Genomic DNA, 16,022 nt, shown 5'->3' on the forward strand with positions numbered 1-16,022 from the left:
ATAGATAGCAATTTTTTGTTGCATTATTTCATAAACGTACAAGAAGGCAGAGTCAGATTTTCCTCTGGGAGCGATTGTTAGCGACCGAGACAAATCTGACTCTGCCTTTTCACAACCTATAAAATAGCCACAAAACAAACTAAATAGTGTTCCATTTTGTACAACTTACAAAAATAGCCACAAAACAAACTAAAAAAGTTCCACTTTTCACAACGAACCGTAACAGCCACGAATCACTTCTTTTTTTTACAAGTTTCAATTTCATTTTTGTACAAATCCCAGATGAAATCCCACCAATTTAATGGTACAATAAGTACAGTTAATCAGTCTGAAATAAATGACTGACAAAATTCATGAGGAGGAAAAACGAAAATGGGAGATCAGAAACTGACAGGTCGTGTAACAATCCCGACAGATATTGATGTCGTTCCGGAGACACTGGAACTGATGAAACGCTGGGGAGCAGATGCCATTCGTGACTGCGATGGAACCGATTACCCGGAAGGATTAAAAGATGTAGCTGCGAAAGTGTATTCTACTTATTATACAACGAGAAAGGATAACGAGTGGGCAAAAGCCAATCCGGATGAGATTCAGCAGTGCTATATCATGACAAAATTTTATACTGCTGAATCTGGAAAATTATCCATTCATCTGATGACCGGTATTTATCCGGAAATGCTGAAAGTAAACAGCCACGATGACATTCGCCGCTGGTGGGAAGTCATCGACCGTACCACTGGTGAAGTAGTAAGCTGTGATAACTGGTCTTATTCCGAAGAGACCGGAGATGTGACCATTGATCCGGCGACACCATTCCATGATTATACCGTAAGTTTTCTGGCTTATATTATGTGGGATCCGGTGCACATGTACAATGCCGTTGTCAACGACTGGAAAGACGTAGAGCATCAGATCACATTTGATGTGCGTCAGCCAAAGACACATAAATTCAGTATGGAGCGTCTGCGGAAATTCTGTAAAGCAAATCCGCATGTCAATGTCATCCGCTATACCACATTTTTCCATCAGTTTACGCTTGTATTTGACGAGCTTGCAAGGGAAAAATATGTTGACTGGTACGGATATTCTGCCAGTGTAAGCCCATACATTTTAGATCAGTTTGAAAAAGAAGTTGGTTACAAATTCCGCCCGGAATACATCATTGATCAGGGATATTTCAACAATCAGTACCGTATTCCATCCAAAGAATTCAAGGATTTCCAGGCATTCCAGCGCAGAGAAGTTGCAAAACTTGCCAAAGAAATGGTAGACATTACTCATGAGGAAGGCAAAGAAGCTATGATGTTCCTTGGCGATCATTGGATCGGAACCGAGCCGTTTATGGATGAGTTCAAGACCATCGGTCTGGATGCACTGGTAGGAAGTGTCGGAAACGGTTCTACCCTGCGTCTGATCAGTGATGTGGAAGGTGTAAAATACAGAGAAGGCAGATTTTTACCGTATTTCTTCCCGGATACCTTCCATGAGGGCGGTGATCCGGTAAAAGAAGCAAAAGAAAACTGGGTAACAGCCAGAAGAGCAATCCTGCGTAAACCGATCGACCGTATCGGATACGGCGGATATCTGAAACTGGCCTGCGAATTCCCGGAATTCATCGATTATATTGAGAGTGTCTGCGATGAGTTCCGTCTGCTGTATGAAAATGCAAAAGGAACCACACCGTATTGTGTAAAAACCGTTGCAGTATTGAACAGCTGGGGCAAAATGCGTTCCTGGGGCTGCCATATGGTTCATCATGCATTGTATCAGAAACAGAACTACAGTTATGCAGGTGTCATTGAAGCACTGAGCGGCGCACCGTATGATGTAAAATTCATCAGCTTTGACGATATCCGTGCAAATGCAGATATTTTAAATGACATTGACGTTATTATCAACGTAGGTGATGGCGATACCGCACATACCGGTGGTTACGAATGGGAAGATCCGCAGATCGTAGAGGCTATCCAGAAATTTGTATACAACGGCGGTGGATTTATCGGTGTCGGAGAGCCGACCGGACATCAGCATCAGGGCAGATACATTCAGCTTGGCAATGTGATCGGTGTGGAAAAAGAGACCGGATTTACTTTAAATTATGACAAATATAACTGGGAAAATCATCCGGATCACTTTATTTTAGAGGACTGCACAAAAGATGTCGACTTCGGAGAAGGCAAGAAGAGCATGTTTGCCCGTGAGGATACCGAGATTCTGGTTCAGCGCGACAAAGAAGTTCAGATGGCAGTGCATGAGTTTGGAAAAGGACGTTCTGTATACATCAGCGGTCTGCCATATTCTTTCGAAAATGCACGAATCCTGCATCGAAGTGTTATGTACAGCTGCCACGATGAGGCAAACTTAAGAAAATGGTATTCTGAGAACTTCAACGTGGATGTACATGCGTATGTGGCAAATGGCAAATATTGTGTTGTTAATAATACTTACGAGCCGCAGGACACAGTTGTTTACCGCGGAGACGGAAGCAGCTTTGAATTACACCTTGATGCAAATGAGATTAAGTGGTACGAAATTTAAAAGAATAATAGCGTAAACGTGTAAGATACCTTATAATAAACGATAGGGTATCTTACTTTTTTGTGGGATTGTTGAAAAATAAGTGGAAAAAGAACAGGAGCAAAAAATCATGGCATTACAGCTCATTTACGGAAATTCCGGCAGTGGAAAATCAACCTATATTTATGAAAAAGTCATTCAGATGGCGCAGGCAGACCGCAGGCGCAATTTTTATGTCATTGTTCCGGAGCAGTTTACAATGCAGACACAGAGGGAGCTGGTACGCCGATCCAAAAATCATGTAATCGTAAACATTGATGTGGTCAGTTTTGAACGTCTGGCATATCGTATTTTTGATGAACTTGGCATTCAGAACACGGTTATGGAAGAAACCGGAAAAAGTCTGGTATTGCGTAAAATTGCAGAGGAAAAAGGCAAAGAGCTGACGGTTTTACGTGGAAATATCCGAAAAATGGGGTATATCAATGAGCTGAAATCCATGATTTCTGAGCTGATGCAGTATGATATTTCCGTAGAAGAACTGGAAGATTTTTTGCATCAGTTAAAACCGGATTCCAATCTGTATTATAAATTATCGGACGTGCATACCATGTATGCGGCTTTTGAGGAATATCTGCAGGGACAGTACGTGACAGCGGAGCGAGTACTGGATGTACTGGCAGAAGCGGCGGATGATTCCAAATTGCTGCGGGATGCAGTGTTTGTATTTGACGGATTTACCGGATTTACTCCGGTGCAGATGAAATTGCTGCATCGCTGTATGCATGTGGTAAAGGATATGTATGTGACAGTGACAATGGATGTGCGGGAAGATCCGTTGGCAGATCACGGAATTCAGGATCTGTTTTACATGAGCCGGAAAATGACGGCGGCATTGTTGCGGGCGGCAAAGGAAGAAACATATATTGTAGAAGAACCGGTATTTTTACCAGTTGATGAAAATAGCCGTCTGGCGCAATCGCCGGTGCTGGCACATCTGGAACAGAATCTGTTCCGGGTGCGCAGCCACAGATATGAGGAAAAATGCGGGGAATCGTTACGCATTTATTCACTGGCAACACCAAGGGAAGAACTTATCTTTGCTGCATGGAAATTGTCACATTTGATGCGGGAGAAAAATTATCGTTATCATGAATGCGCCATTGTATGCGGGGATGTGGAATGTTATGAAAAGTATGCAAAATCTATTTTTGAATTATATGATATTCCGTATTTCGTCGATACCAAAACGTCGATTCTGTATCATCCATGTATCGAACTGATCCGTGCCGTATTAGAAATGGTAGAAAAAGATTTTTCCTATGAAAGTGTATTTCGATTTTTCCGAACCGATCTGTCCGGGTTTACGGAAAAAAACATTGATTTTCTGGAAAACTATGTGCTGGCGCGGGGCATTCGCGGAGCATCTAAGTGGAAGAAAAAATTTTTGAAACCTATGCGTCATACCGGCAGAATCCGCGTGGAAGAACAGGTACTGCAGCAGGAGCTGGCGCGCGCCAATGCGCTGCGGGAGCGATTCTGGAAAATGTTAGAGCCGTTTTATCTGGCAGCGTCAGAAAAAGAAGTTACGGTATCCGAAATGACAAAGGCATTGTATGATTTGCTCTGTGGGTTACATCTGGAAGAACAGATGAAAGAGCAGCAGGAAGCCTTTGAGGAAGCTGGAGAAGAATTGCTGGCATCTCAGTATCGACAGATTTACAAAATCGTGATCGATCTGCTAGATAAACTGGTAGATCTGCTGGGAGAGGAAAAACTGTCCATCCGGGATTATGCGGACGTGCTGGAAGAAGGCTTTGCATCGGCAAAAGTAGGAGCAATTCCACCGGGAGCGGACTGTGTGATTCTGGGAGATATTGAGCGAACCCGTCTGGAAGGCATTAAAGTGTTTTTTTTCCTTGGCGTAAATGATGGCACGATTCCGAAAAGTACGGCAAATGGTGGAATTTTATCCCAGTATGACCGGGAACTGATCGAGGAGCAGAAGCTGCAGTTGTCACCGACTGCCAGAGAACAGTCCTTTTTGCAGCGGTTTTATCTGTATCTGAACATGACAAAACCGTCAGAGGCACTGTATCTGACGTATGCCAGAATGGATACGCAGCAGAAGGCGACACGCCCGTCCTACCTGATCGGCACGGTGCAGAAGCTGTTTCCAAATGTGATTGTAGAGGAAATAGAAGCAGATGCATCCGGAACACCGGTTTCACCAAAAAGCAGTCTGGAGACTTATATTTCCGGTCTGACACAGGCGAAAGCAGGAAGCATTACAGAAGAATGGAAAGCGTTGCACCGGTATCTGAGTGAATCAAAAGAATGGGGATCTGTGGTACATGAATTGTTTGCAGCGGCATTTTCCCAGTTTACCGGAGAGCAGCTGGCAGTCGAGACCGCGCGGCAATTGTATGGAACGGTGCTGACCAATTCAGTGACCAGACTGGAGCTGTTTGCCCGTTGTGCCTATGCACATTTTCTGGAATATGGTTTGAAATTGTCTGAACGGGAGACTTACAGTTTTGCGGCGTTGGATATGGGAAGCATGTTTCATGAGATTTTGCAGCGGTATTGTGAAGGTCTGGAAAAATCCTATGACTGGTATACCATCACAGAACCGGAACAGGAAAACTTGCTGCAAACCGCTATGCAGGAAGCAGTTCTTTCCATGCCAAATGAATCCTTGCTGGAATCTGCCAGAAGTGCCTATGTATTGGAGCGGATCTATCGGATCATGAAGCGCAGTATCTGGGCGCTGACGGAACAGATCCGGCATGGAACTTTCAAACCGGCGGGCTATGAAGTGGATTTTGTGCAGGTAAATGAGTTAAATGTGGAAAATATGATGCTGGATGCGGAGCATAAGATGCGTCTGATAGGAAAAATTGACCGTATGGACACCCGGGAGACGGAGGATGCCGTATATGTCCGCATCATTGATTATAAATCCGGAAAAACAACGTTTCAGTTGTTGAATCTGTATTACGGACAGCAGTTGCAGCTTGTGGTGTATCTGAATGCCGCCATGGAGCAGCTGAAAAAAACACATCCGGGAAAAGAGATTGTTCCAGCGGGTATTTTTTACTATCGAATGGATGATCCGATGGTGGACGCAGATGGTGAAGATGAAGAAAAAATCATGGAACATATCTTAAGTGAACTGCGTCTGAATGGTCTGATCAGTCTGGAACCAGAAGTTTATCAGCAGATGGATGTAGGATTGGCGGGCAGATCGGAAGTCCTTCCATTGACACTGAAAACGGATGGAACACCTGCGAAAAAGGGAACATCGGGAGCCGGACGCAGGGATTTTCAGACGATGACAGCCTTTGTGAATCGAAAGATCTGTGATGCGGCAGAAAAAATCCTGTCTGGTGATATTGATATCCGACCGTTTCAGATGGAGCAGAAAACCGGCTGCGATCACTGTCCGTATCATAGTGTGTGTGGCTTTGATCCGAAAATTCAGGGATTCACCTATGAAAAAAATAAGAAATTAAAGGATGAAGATGTGTGGGCGAAAATTTATCGGGAAGGAGGTCTGCCGGATGAGCGTTAAGTGGACAAAAGAACAGGAAAAAGTCATCAATCTGAGAAACCGGAGTCTGCTTGTCTCTGCGGCTGCCGGTTCCGGAAAAACAGCGGTGCTGGTACAGCGTATTATTTCTATGGTAACGGATGAAACAGATCCGCTGGATATTGACCGCCTGCTGGTTGTGACCTTTACCAATGCGGCAGCAGCAGAAATGCGGGAGCGTGTCGGTGCCGCTATTGAGAACGCATTGGAACAGGATCCGTATAACCAGCATTTGCAGCGGCAGCTGACGCTGGTGCACAATGCACAGATCACTACCATTGACAGTTTCTGCATCCGGATTCTGCGGGATCATTTTCACAAAATTGATCTGGAACCGGGATTTCGCATTGCGGATGAAGGAGAGCTGAAACTGCTTCGTGAGGATGTCTGTGAGGCGGTTCTGGAAGATTTTTATCAAAAGGCAGATCCGGAGTTTTTGCGGTTTGCAGACAGTTATTCCGGTGCAAAAAACGATTTACAAATCAAAGAAATGATCCTGAAATTATATAATTATGCGGAAAGCTATCCGTGGCCGAAGGAATGGCTGGAGACCTGTGTGCAGCAATATGAAGCCGCCAATGAAGCGGAACTGGAAGAAAAAAGCTGGATCAGAGATTTTCTGTCATATTTAAATGTACGTGTGGAGGATCTGATCACTGCTCAGGAAAAATTGCTGGAGCTGACACAGGAGCCGGATGGACCATATATGTATGAGGCATCCATTGCCGATGACCTGCGGCAGTTGGAAAATTTGCGAAAATGTGAACATTTTTCTCAGTGGCAGGCAGCCATTTCTGCCATTGATTTTAAAAATATCGGAAGATCTGGAAAATACGAAGGCAGTGTGGCAAAAAAAGACGCGGTAATGTCCGGGCGCAAGCGGATGAAGGATCAGATTGACAAGTGGAAAAAGACAATTTTTGCGACAATGCTGGAGGTGCAGTTAGAGCGTCTGACACAGACGTCCAAAATGGTGCGGATGCTGGTGACACTGACGCAGGCATTTTCTGATCGTTTTCAGGAAGAAAAGCAGAAGAAAAATATGCTGGATTTTTCGGATGTTGAGCACAATGCGCTGCGTGTACTGGTGGATTCGGAAACGAAAGAGCTGACCGAAACGGCGCTGGAATATCAACAGCAGTATCGGGAAGTTATGATTGATGAGTATCAGGACAGCAACTATGTACAGGAAACATTGCTGACAGCGGTTTCCGGTGTGAAAAATGGAAACGAAAACCTGTTTATGGTTGGTGATGTCAAGCAGAGTATTTATCGGTTCCGGCTGGCGCGACCGGAGCTTTTTATGGACAAATATCATCGGTTCAGCACCGAGGAGAGCAGTCAGCAGCGCATTGACCTGCACCGAAATTTCCGAAGCCGCCGGGAAGTGGTGGAAGCGGTAAATGATATTTTTTATCCGCTGATGGAAAAAAATCTGGGAAATGTGGCATATGATGCGGAGGCAGCTTTGTATGCAGGAGCGGTGTATCCGGATTATGAGAATGCGGATTGCTGTAAGCCGGAGCTTTTGCTTGTTCCTTCCCAGGAGAGCGGCATGGAACGACGGGAACAGGAAGCAGCGGCTGTGGCAGGTCGGATCCGGGAACTGGTGGAGACACAGGAAATACCGGAAATCACGTACAAGGATATTGTACTGTTACTGCGTTCCATGTCCGGTTGGGCAGAGACCTATCAGAAAGTGTTTGAGCAGGAAGGAATTCCGCTGATCGTTGCGTCCAAAACAGGCTATTTTTCGGCAACGGAAGTACAGACCGTGCTTTCACTGTTGCGTGTGTTGGATAATCCGTATCAGGATATTCCACTGGCAGCGGTGATGAAATCCTATTTTGGAAAGTTTTCATCGGAGGAACTGGCACAGATTCGGTCGGAATATCCGGGAATGCCGTTTTATCAGTGTGTGGAACAGATGCTGCCTGTATCAGAGAAAATTATTGCCTTTCAGGAAATGCTGCAGAAATTTCGTCAGCGGATTCCGTATACACCGATTCATCGTTTATTGCAGGAAATTCTGGATGAGACCGGCTACCGTAATTATGTGGCAGCGTTGCCGGCTGGTGAACAGCGCCGGGCAAATCTGGATATGCTGATGGAAAAAGCAGTGGCATATGAACAGACCAGTTATCATGGATTATTTCACTTTATCCGCTATATTGACCGATTGATGAAATATGATGTGGACTATGGCGAAGCAGAGATTGTCAGTGAGCAGGAAAATGCTGTCCGTCTCATGAGTATCCACAAGAGCAAAGGTCTGGAATTCCCCGTTGTGTTTGTCTGCGGTATGGGAAAACAGTTTAATGAGCAGGATCTCAACAGCAATATGATCTTTCACCCGGAATTTGGTATTGGATTGAAATGGTTTGACTGTGAGAAACGGACGAAAGCCAACACACTGATTCACCAGATTTTTGCTATGGAAGCAAAAAAGGAAAATCTGGGAGAGGAGCTGCGTGTGTTATATGTGGCACTGACCAGAGCAAAGGAAAAACTGATTCTGGCAGGAACCTGCAAGCTGCCGGAAGAAGGGCAATACAGCGGTTTTTCCAGAGAGGAAAAAGTACCGTTTTCCACCCGCTATGATGCGAAAAGTTACTGGGATTGGGTAATACCGGTGCTTGGTATGGAGAATCCGGATTACCGTTACGTGATCTGGGATGAGGCGCGGATGCAGCAGGAAGAACAGCGAAAATTACAGGATACAGCATTGGAACATCGGACACTTCTGGAAGCGTTGCAGAACGTATCAGAAACGGAACTGGCGCAGCTAAAAGAGACGTTTTCATGGGAATATGCATGGAAAGAAGAAGGCGCACACAAGCAGAAAGTGTCGGTGTCAGAATTAAAGCATCGGGCAATGGAAGAACGGAGTGAGTCGGCAGAACAGACTTTGAATACCGCACAACCATTGTTCCCGGATGAAATTGCGACACCGTATGTGCCGCGGTTTGTGCAGGAAGTAAAGGAAAATGCAGGCGCACTGTATGGAACCATGGTACACCGTTTTCTGGAATGTCTGGATTTCGCAGGACTTCCGGATTTTGCAGATGAAAAGCAGGGACTATATTTTGTAAAACAGCAGATTGATGCATTGTGTGCCCTTGGACGTATGCAGGAAGCGGATGCAAAACGGTTAAACTGGAAGCAGCTGCTTGGATTTTTACAGAGTGATACTGCAAAACGAATGCGTGCGGCAGCAGAACAGGGTGCTTTAGAGCGGGAAAAACCGTTTGTAATGTCAGTGCCGGCAAATCTGGTCTGGGAGGATAGCCGTCCGGAAGAAGATGTGCTGATTCAGGGTATCATCGATGTGTTCTGGGAAGAAGCAGATGGGATTGTTTTGCTGGATTATAAGACAGATCATGTAGACAATGCGCAGGAACTGGTGCGCCGTTATAAAAAGCAGTTGGAGCTTTATGCGGATGCACTGAGCAGATTTTCGGATGAAAAGCCGGTGAAGGAGATTTTGATTTATTCCTTTGCGCTGGCAGAGACAATATTACTTTAAATAAATGGAGAGAATTGTATATGAGAATTATTTTAGCATCAGCATCCCCGCGGCGTCGGGAACTGCTGGCTCAGATGGGAATGGAGTTTGAAGTATGCCCGTCACAGGGAGAAGAAAAAATTACAGAAGTGCTGCCGGAGCGTGCCGTGATGGAGCTGGCGCAGCAGAAAGCAGCGGAGATTGCAGTAAAAACCGAAGGAGATGCATGGATTCTGGGGGCGGACACAGTCGTAGTTTATGACCAGAAAATTCTTGGAAAACCAAAGGATGCGGAAGATGCAAAACGGATGCTTTGCATGCTGCAGGACAAGAAACATCAGGTGTATACCGGCGTGTGTATCTGGAAAAAGGAAAATGGAACAGAAGATGTGCGTTGCTTTTTTGAAAAAACGGATGTGGTCTTTTATCCGATGACAGAGGAAGAAATTGATCAGTATGTAGCTACCGGAGAACCGATGGATAAAGCCGGTTCTTATGGAATTCAGGGCGTGGGCGGTCTCTATGTCCGCGAAATTCATGGGGATTACAACAATGTGGTTGGTTTACCGATCGCACGGTTATACCATGAATTAAAGAAATAGATCATCTCAGTCTGAGTTGAGACTCCCACTTCTGCAAGTGGTGAGTAGTAACAAGTCTTTCTCAGTGGGAGTTCAATCTCCGACTGAGATAAATGCTCCGCGAGGATGTGCAGTGATTCTGAAAAGAAGATGTCAGCTTTCGCTGACCAGAATCACGCACCAAGTCTCACGTGCGTTCGACTTGAATGTCTTTCGTACAGGTGTTGAGCAGGATTAAAATTTGTTTAAAACTTGAACGCCGCTGGTGAACATCTTTTTTTGTTGCGGGAAATCCACAACAATGGTATATTAAAAATAGCGGTGTCTGGTTTTGACAGATAGAATGGAGAGAAGCCGCTTGATATGGAAACGAAAATTTTGAAATGGAGAACAGTAGAATGGGCGAATACGATAAAGTATGTATTGAAACATTTTTAAAAGACCAGTTAAAACTTTTTCCGGAGAAAGTAGCAGAGACACCGGAAGAAGCAGAAGATTTTCTGGATATGTGCATGGCAGCTGTATGCAAAAATATGAAAGAAGTACGGGAATATTTTGACGAAACCGGAGCAGATATTGCCGGCATGAGCAAAGAAGAACTGGAACAGGCAGATGAAGTGTTCAAACTGCCGGACGGACGTTATCTGGTTGTAGATGCCTAAGAAAACGTTAAGAGGAGAACAGTTGATTGAAAAGTAGAAATATGAGAAAAAAAACGGGAGCGCTGGCGGTTGTTCTGGCTTGTTCTGCAATGCTTGGTGCCTGTGGAAATCCGTTGGAAGCAGTCATTGCAAAGCCGGTATTTAAGGTTGGCAGTGAGAGCTGCAGCAAGGACGATGCAAAAGTGATCCTGATGAATTACCAGAAAGAGTACAGTAATTTGTACGGCATCGACATGTGGGAGCACGATTACGGACAGGAGCAGAGTCTGGAAGACTATATCAAAGATCTGACACTGGCGCAGATGGCACAGGTTTATACATTGGATATCATCGCTTCTGAAAAAGAAGTGACACTTTCCGAAGAAGAACAGAAAAAAGTGACGGAAGCAGCGAAAACGTATCTGGATGGACTGGATGATGCGGAACGTGAGTATGTTGGTGTGAATGAGAAACAGACAGAAAAATTATTCGAACGTTATTTGCTGGCAGATAAGCTCTATGAATCATTGAAAACAGATGTAAATCAGGAGGTCAGTGATGATGAAGCGCGGGTGATGCGTGTAAAACAGATTTATATAACGGATCAGGCAAAAGCGCAGTCTTATCTGACACAGCTTCAGGGTGGAACGGATTTTGAGACACTGGCGCAGACTGTCAATGAGGCAGATGCGGTGGATATAACCGTAAACCGTTCGACATTTTCTGATGAAATCATTCAAAAATTATTTGCATTGACGGATGGTGGGATCACTGACATTATCGAGGCAGACAATGGATATTATATTTTTTACTGCAGCAGTGCGTTTGATGCAGAGCTGACGGATGAGCATAAGAAAGATGTGTTAGAGCAGCGCATGTCAGATGCGGTGACCGATACGTATGCAGATTATATGAGTCAGTTAAGTTCCAAAGAGAATCAGGATGTATGGTCGGAAGTAACGGTAGATACTTCCCTGAAACTTGAGAGCGCATCTTTTATGGAAGTATATGCACAGTATTTTGAGACAGAACAACAGTAAACAAGCAGGGAAAAGAGTAGAGTGAAAATGAACAGATGGAAAAAAATAGCTGCTCTGGCCTTGGCAACTGGGGCAGTGCTGACAGGTGCGATGGCGCCTGTGTCTGCAAATGCCGCAACTGAGACAAAGGTGTTAGAGGGTGTCTGCAAAGATCCGCAGACAAATCAGTGGCATTTGTATGTGAATGGAAAAATTGACCGTACAGCTAATACCATCAGTAAATATGAGAATGGCTGGTGGAAGATTACAAACGGTGATGTGGATTTTGATTACACTGGTGTGGCGAAAAATGAAAATGGCTGGTGGTTTGTTCGAGATGGAAAAGTAGATTTTACCGCAAATACAGTAGCGAAAAATGAAAACGGCTGGTGGTTGATCCGAGAAGGAAAAGTAGACTTTACTGCAAATACAGTAGCGAAAAATGAAAACGGCTGGTGGCTGATCCGGGAAGGAAAAGTAGATTTTACTGCAAATACAGTAGCGAAAAATGAAAATGGCTGGTGGCTGATCCGGGAAGGAAAAGTAGATTTTACTGCAAATACAGTAGCGAAAAATGAAAATGGCTGGTGGCTGATCCGGGAAGGAAAAGTAGATTTTACTGCGAATACAGTGGCAAAAAACGAGAATGGCTGGTGGCTGATCCGAGAAGGAGAAGTGGATTTTTCAGCAAACACAGTAGCGAAAAATGAAAACGGCTGGTGGTGCATTGAAGGTGGAAAAGTAAACTTTGATTTTACTGGCGCTGCAGAAAATGAAAACGGAATCTGGTATCTGGTGGACGGAAAAGTCGATTTTTCCTATAATGGAACCGCGCGTTGGAATGGCATAGACTGCCAGGTAATCGACGGAAAAGTGCAGTATACAGATTCGGGTGAAAATAAAGCAGATTATGTATGGCCGCTGACAGGTTATAAAACAATCAGTTCTTCATTTGGAAGCCGTATCTGCCCGTATCATGGTCAGGAGTTTCATAATGGAATTGATATTCCGGCACCATCGGGCACATCCATTCAGGCTTGTGCAGCCGGAACGGTGATCAAAGCGGAATACAGCAGCAGTTTTGGAAATAATATCGAAATTGATCACGGAAACGGCGTACATACAATGTATCTGCATTGTTCTTCCTTGAATGTGACCGTAGGACAAAAGGTATCACAGGGAGATGTGATCGGATATGTTGGAATGACAGGTGATGCAACTGGAAATCATCTGGATCTCAGATTCAAAGTATCTGGAACATATGTTGATCCATTAACAATGGTGACGCCGAAATAGCAGCATTGCCAACACCAAAAAATAAATTACAATGAAAACATGCAAATTGAGTCATCGAAGAAAGATGGCTCAGTTTTTTTTGAGAAATGTCAAAAAATAGAACCTTATACGTTTTTATAGATCAGAAAATGTTAATGAAACATTTTTAAGAGACTATGAAGAAAATCCTATAATGATGTAAGGTGAAAAAGTACCAAAGTGTAAATAGAACCCTCTTATTTTTCATCAAAGCAGGCGTCTTAGCCTGCGTGATGCAAAATAAGAGGATTCCTTATATTACCTATAAAGTTGCTCTTAAAATTTATTTATCAGCCAAAATCATCATAACCTCATTGCTTCGGTTAATGAACGCTGTCATAGCCTCCGGTGAAAGCGGCTGGTTGGAAAGCATAGCCAGATCATAAAGCTGTTTACAGAACATCGGTACATGTTCGCCATCTTTGTGATCAAGAATATACTGAACCAGTTTGTTGTTGACATTCAGAACCAATGTCTCATTGCCGCCAAACATGGACGGATCCATGCCGTACATATTGTACATCTTCATCATATCCTGCATACGACGTCCCTCTTCGGAGAGTGTGATCATGGATGAGATAGAAGCGTCTTTCAATTTTTCTACTTTTACATCCAGATTCTCTTTGCCAAGAGCAGTGCGGAAAGTCTCTGTCAGAGTATCCAGTGCAGATTTCATATCTTCTTCAGATACTTCTTCTTTCAGTGCATCAGTTACATCAGCATCGATACGCATAAATTTGTAATGCTGATTCCGCTGCTCTAACTGAGTGATGAAGGAAGTATCAATGTTGTGGTCAAGGATAACGGCGTTCATGTCAGATTCCTTGAACATACGAATATACTGTCCCTGCTGATTTTTATCTGTTACATAGTAGATCGTCTCGCGGGTATCTTTGTCTGCATCAGTGTTATCAGCTTTATCCTCAGCATTCTCATCTTTGGCTTCTGCCTCTTTTTCCTCTTTCTCTTTTAAGAGCTCCGGAAGTGTCATGTATTTGTCATTGATATCTTTGAAGAGGATGTAATCGTTCATACGGTCACAGAATTTCTCATCTTTTAAGCAGCCGAATTTGATGAACGGGCTGATGTCATCCCAGTATTTCTCATAGCTTTCTTTATCTGTCTTGCACATACCTGTGAGCTTGTCAGCCACTTTCTTGGTGATGTACTCGGAGATTTTCTTTACAAAGCCGTCGTTCTGAAGTGCACTTCTGGATACATTCAGCGGCAGATCCGGGCAGTCGATAACACCTTTTAAGAGCATCAGGAATTCCGGAATAACCTCTTTGATATTGTCTGCGATAAATACCTGATTGTTGTAAAGCTTGATGGTTCCTTCAATGGAATCATACTCGGTATTGATCTTCGGGAAGTAGAGGATACCTTTTAAGTTGAACGGATAGTCCATGTTCAGATGAATCCAGAATAACGGCTCTTTGTAATCATGGAATACGTTGCGGTAAAACTCTTTGTAATCTTCATCGCTGCACTCATTTGGATGTTTTGTCCAGAGTGGATGAGGATCGTTGATCGGAACCGGGCGTTTTAAAATTTTTAACTTCTCGGTACGCGGAGATACTTCTACAATCTCTTTTTCACCGTTCTCGTTTTCTTTTTCCTCTGTTTTGGCATCTTCGATGATGGTTTCAATAACGGTATCTTTGTCTGTTTTTTCTTCCGGAAGGATGGTTTCATATTCCGGTTCTGCAGTTTCGTTTACCAGATAGATCTCTGTCGGCATGAAAGAGCAGTATTTATTCAGGACCTCTCTTGCGCGGTACTCGTTGGCAAACTCTAGGCAATCCTCATTTAAGAATAAGGTGATCTCGGTACCAACGGTTGTTTTGTTACCGTCTTTCATATCAAATTCTGTACCGCCGTCACATTCCCAGTGAACCGGTGTAGCGCCTTCTTTATAAGAGAGAGTATCGATATGAACTTCATCAGCTACCATAAATGCGGAGTAGAATCCAAGGCCGAAATGACCGATGATCTGATCGTCGTTGGATTTATCTTTGTATTTCTCAAGGAAATCAGTTGCTCCGGAAAATGCAATCTGGTTAATATATTCCTCAACTTCATCTGCAGTCATTCCAAGACCATTATCAATGAATTTTAAGGTTTTCTCTGTCGGGTTGACACGTACTTCCACTTTTGCTTCGTAATCATCCGGCAGTGTGTATTCGCCCATCATATCAAGTTTTTTCAGTTTTGTAATGGCGTCACATCCGTTGGATACAAGTTCACGATAGAAGATGTCGTGGTCGGAATACAGCCATTTTTTGATGATCGGAAAAATGTTGTCACTGTTGATGGAAAGACTTCCGTGTTTGTTACTCATACTTATCACTCCTGTTTCTTCTTTATAAATATTTTTGAAAAATTAGCGTATTTGGTTCAGAAATCCTGATAAAAAATAAGGGTCTCTGAAAGCATAAATACACTATAATACTCCAAAATTAAAAAGTCAATAGAAAATTAGCACTCTTTTTAAATGAGTGCTAACAAAAACAAAAAAGTGTAAAAAACATTGTGATCTGTTTTACTTATTGCGGTTTCTGTAAAAAAAAGGTATACTCACTAGGATGCAAAAATCAGGGGTATGGTTGCGAAAGGTTGTAACGGTATTTCCTGATGATAATGAAGTAAGAGTTGTGATTATATCAGATGGGAGATGACTCCCACCTCTATAGGTGGTGAGAAACAAGTTAGTATCAGTGGTGGGAGCCAATCCCCCATCTGATATACCCTCCGGCAGGATTACAGAGGTGCGCAGTTGAAGTATGTCATGCAATTGCATGACACGCACCTCGCAACAAGAATGCCGGAGCATTCTTGAAGATGTTATTT

8 protein-coding genes are annotated in these 16,022 nt (G+C 43.7%); 7 read left to right on the forward strand and 1 reads right to left on the reverse strand.

Annotation, left to right across the window (positions count from 1 at the left end; translation table 11 throughout):
- Positions 1-372 precede the first annotated feature (372 nt).
- The 7 genes from gnpA (at position 373) to DXB15_RS02700 (ending at position 13,154) form a co-directional block, all read left to right on the forward strand.
- Positions 373-2,541, forward strand: a complete 2,169-nt coding sequence (gnpA, locus tag DXB15_RS02670; RefSeq protein WP_118701942.1) for a 1,3-beta-galactosyl-N-acetylhexosamine phosphorylase — start codon at positions 373-375, stop codon at positions 2,539-2,541.
- 109 nt (positions 2,542-2,650) lie between these two features.
- The gene (gene addB, locus DXB15_RS02675; protein WP_118701943.1) at positions 2,651-6,094 is read left to right on the forward strand and encodes a helicase-exonuclease AddAB subunit AddB; all 3,444 of its coding nucleotides are present in this window, start codon (positions 2,651-2,653) and stop codon (positions 6,092-6,094) included.
- Positions 6,084-9,638 (forward strand): helicase-exonuclease AddAB subunit AddA, encoded by a 3,555-nt coding sequence (addA, locus tag DXB15_RS02680; protein ID WP_118701944.1) that lies wholly within the window; start codon positions 6,084-6,086, stop codon positions 9,636-9,638. The genes addB and addA overlap by 11 nt, the downstream gene beginning before the upstream one ends.
- Before the next feature lie 20 nt (positions 9,639-9,658).
- Entirely contained in the window at positions 9,659-10,219 is a 561-nt protein-coding gene (locus DXB15_RS02685; RefSeq protein WP_109214930.1) for a Maf family protein, read from the forward strand.
- 377 nt (positions 10,220-10,596) lie between these two features.
- Positions 10,597-10,860, forward strand: coding sequence for a glyoxalase (locus DXB15_RS02690; protein ID WP_109215151.1), 264 nt, complete (start codon positions 10,597-10,599; stop codon positions 10,858-10,860).
- A gap of 26 nt (positions 10,861-10,886) precedes the next feature.
- The gene (locus DXB15_RS02695) at positions 10,887-11,879 is read left to right on the forward strand and encodes a peptidylprolyl isomerase (protein WP_147404752.1); all 993 of its coding nucleotides are present in this window, start codon (positions 10,887-10,889) and stop codon (positions 11,877-11,879) included.
- 27 nt (positions 11,880-11,906) lie between these two features.
- The gene (locus DXB15_RS02700) at positions 11,907-13,154 is read left to right on the forward strand and encodes a M23 family metallopeptidase (protein WP_118701946.1); all 1,248 of its coding nucleotides are present in this window, start codon (positions 11,907-11,909) and stop codon (positions 13,152-13,154) included.
- Between the two features lie 301 nt (positions 13,155-13,455).
- On the opposite strand, the gene htpG is transcribed toward DXB15_RS02700, so the two are convergent.
- On the reverse strand, positions 13,456-15,513 hold the full coding sequence (gene htpG / locus DXB15_RS02705; RefSeq protein ID WP_118701947.1) for a molecular chaperone HtpG: 2,058 nt from the start codon (positions 15,511-15,513) through the stop codon (positions 13,456-13,458).
- Positions 15,514-16,022 lie beyond the last annotated feature (509 nt).

This window comes from Roseburia sp. OM02-15 (genome assembly GCF_003481835.1).
GTDB classification, from domain to species: domain Bacteria; phylum Bacillota; class Clostridia; order Lachnospirales; family Lachnospiraceae; genus Eubacterium_I; species Eubacterium_I ramulus_A.

Coding starts and splice junctions, on each gene's coding strand:
- gnpA (WP_118701942.1), top strand. CDS start 373: ATGGGAGATCAGAAACTGACAGGTCGTGTAACAATCCCGACAGATATT.
- addB (WP_118701943.1), top strand. CDS start 2,651: ATGGCATTACAGCTCATTTACGGAAATTCCGGCAGTGGAAAATCAACC.
- addA (WP_118701944.1), top strand. CDS start 6,084: ATGAGCGTTAAGTGGACAAAAGAACAGGAAAAAGTCATCAATCTGAGA.
- DXB15_RS02685 (WP_109214930.1), top strand. CDS start 9,659: ATGAGAATTATTTTAGCATCAGCATCCCCGCGGCGTCGGGAACTGCTG.
- DXB15_RS02690 (WP_109215151.1), top strand. CDS start 10,597: ATGGGCGAATACGATAAAGTATGTATTGAAACATTTTTAAAAGACCAG.
- DXB15_RS02700 (WP_118701946.1), top strand. CDS start 11,907: ATGAACAGATGGAAAAAAATAGCTGCTCTGGCCTTGGCAACTGGGGCA.
- htpG (WP_118701947.1), bottom strand. CDS start 15,513: ATGAGTAACAAACACGGAAGTCTTTCCATCAACAGTGACAACATTTTT.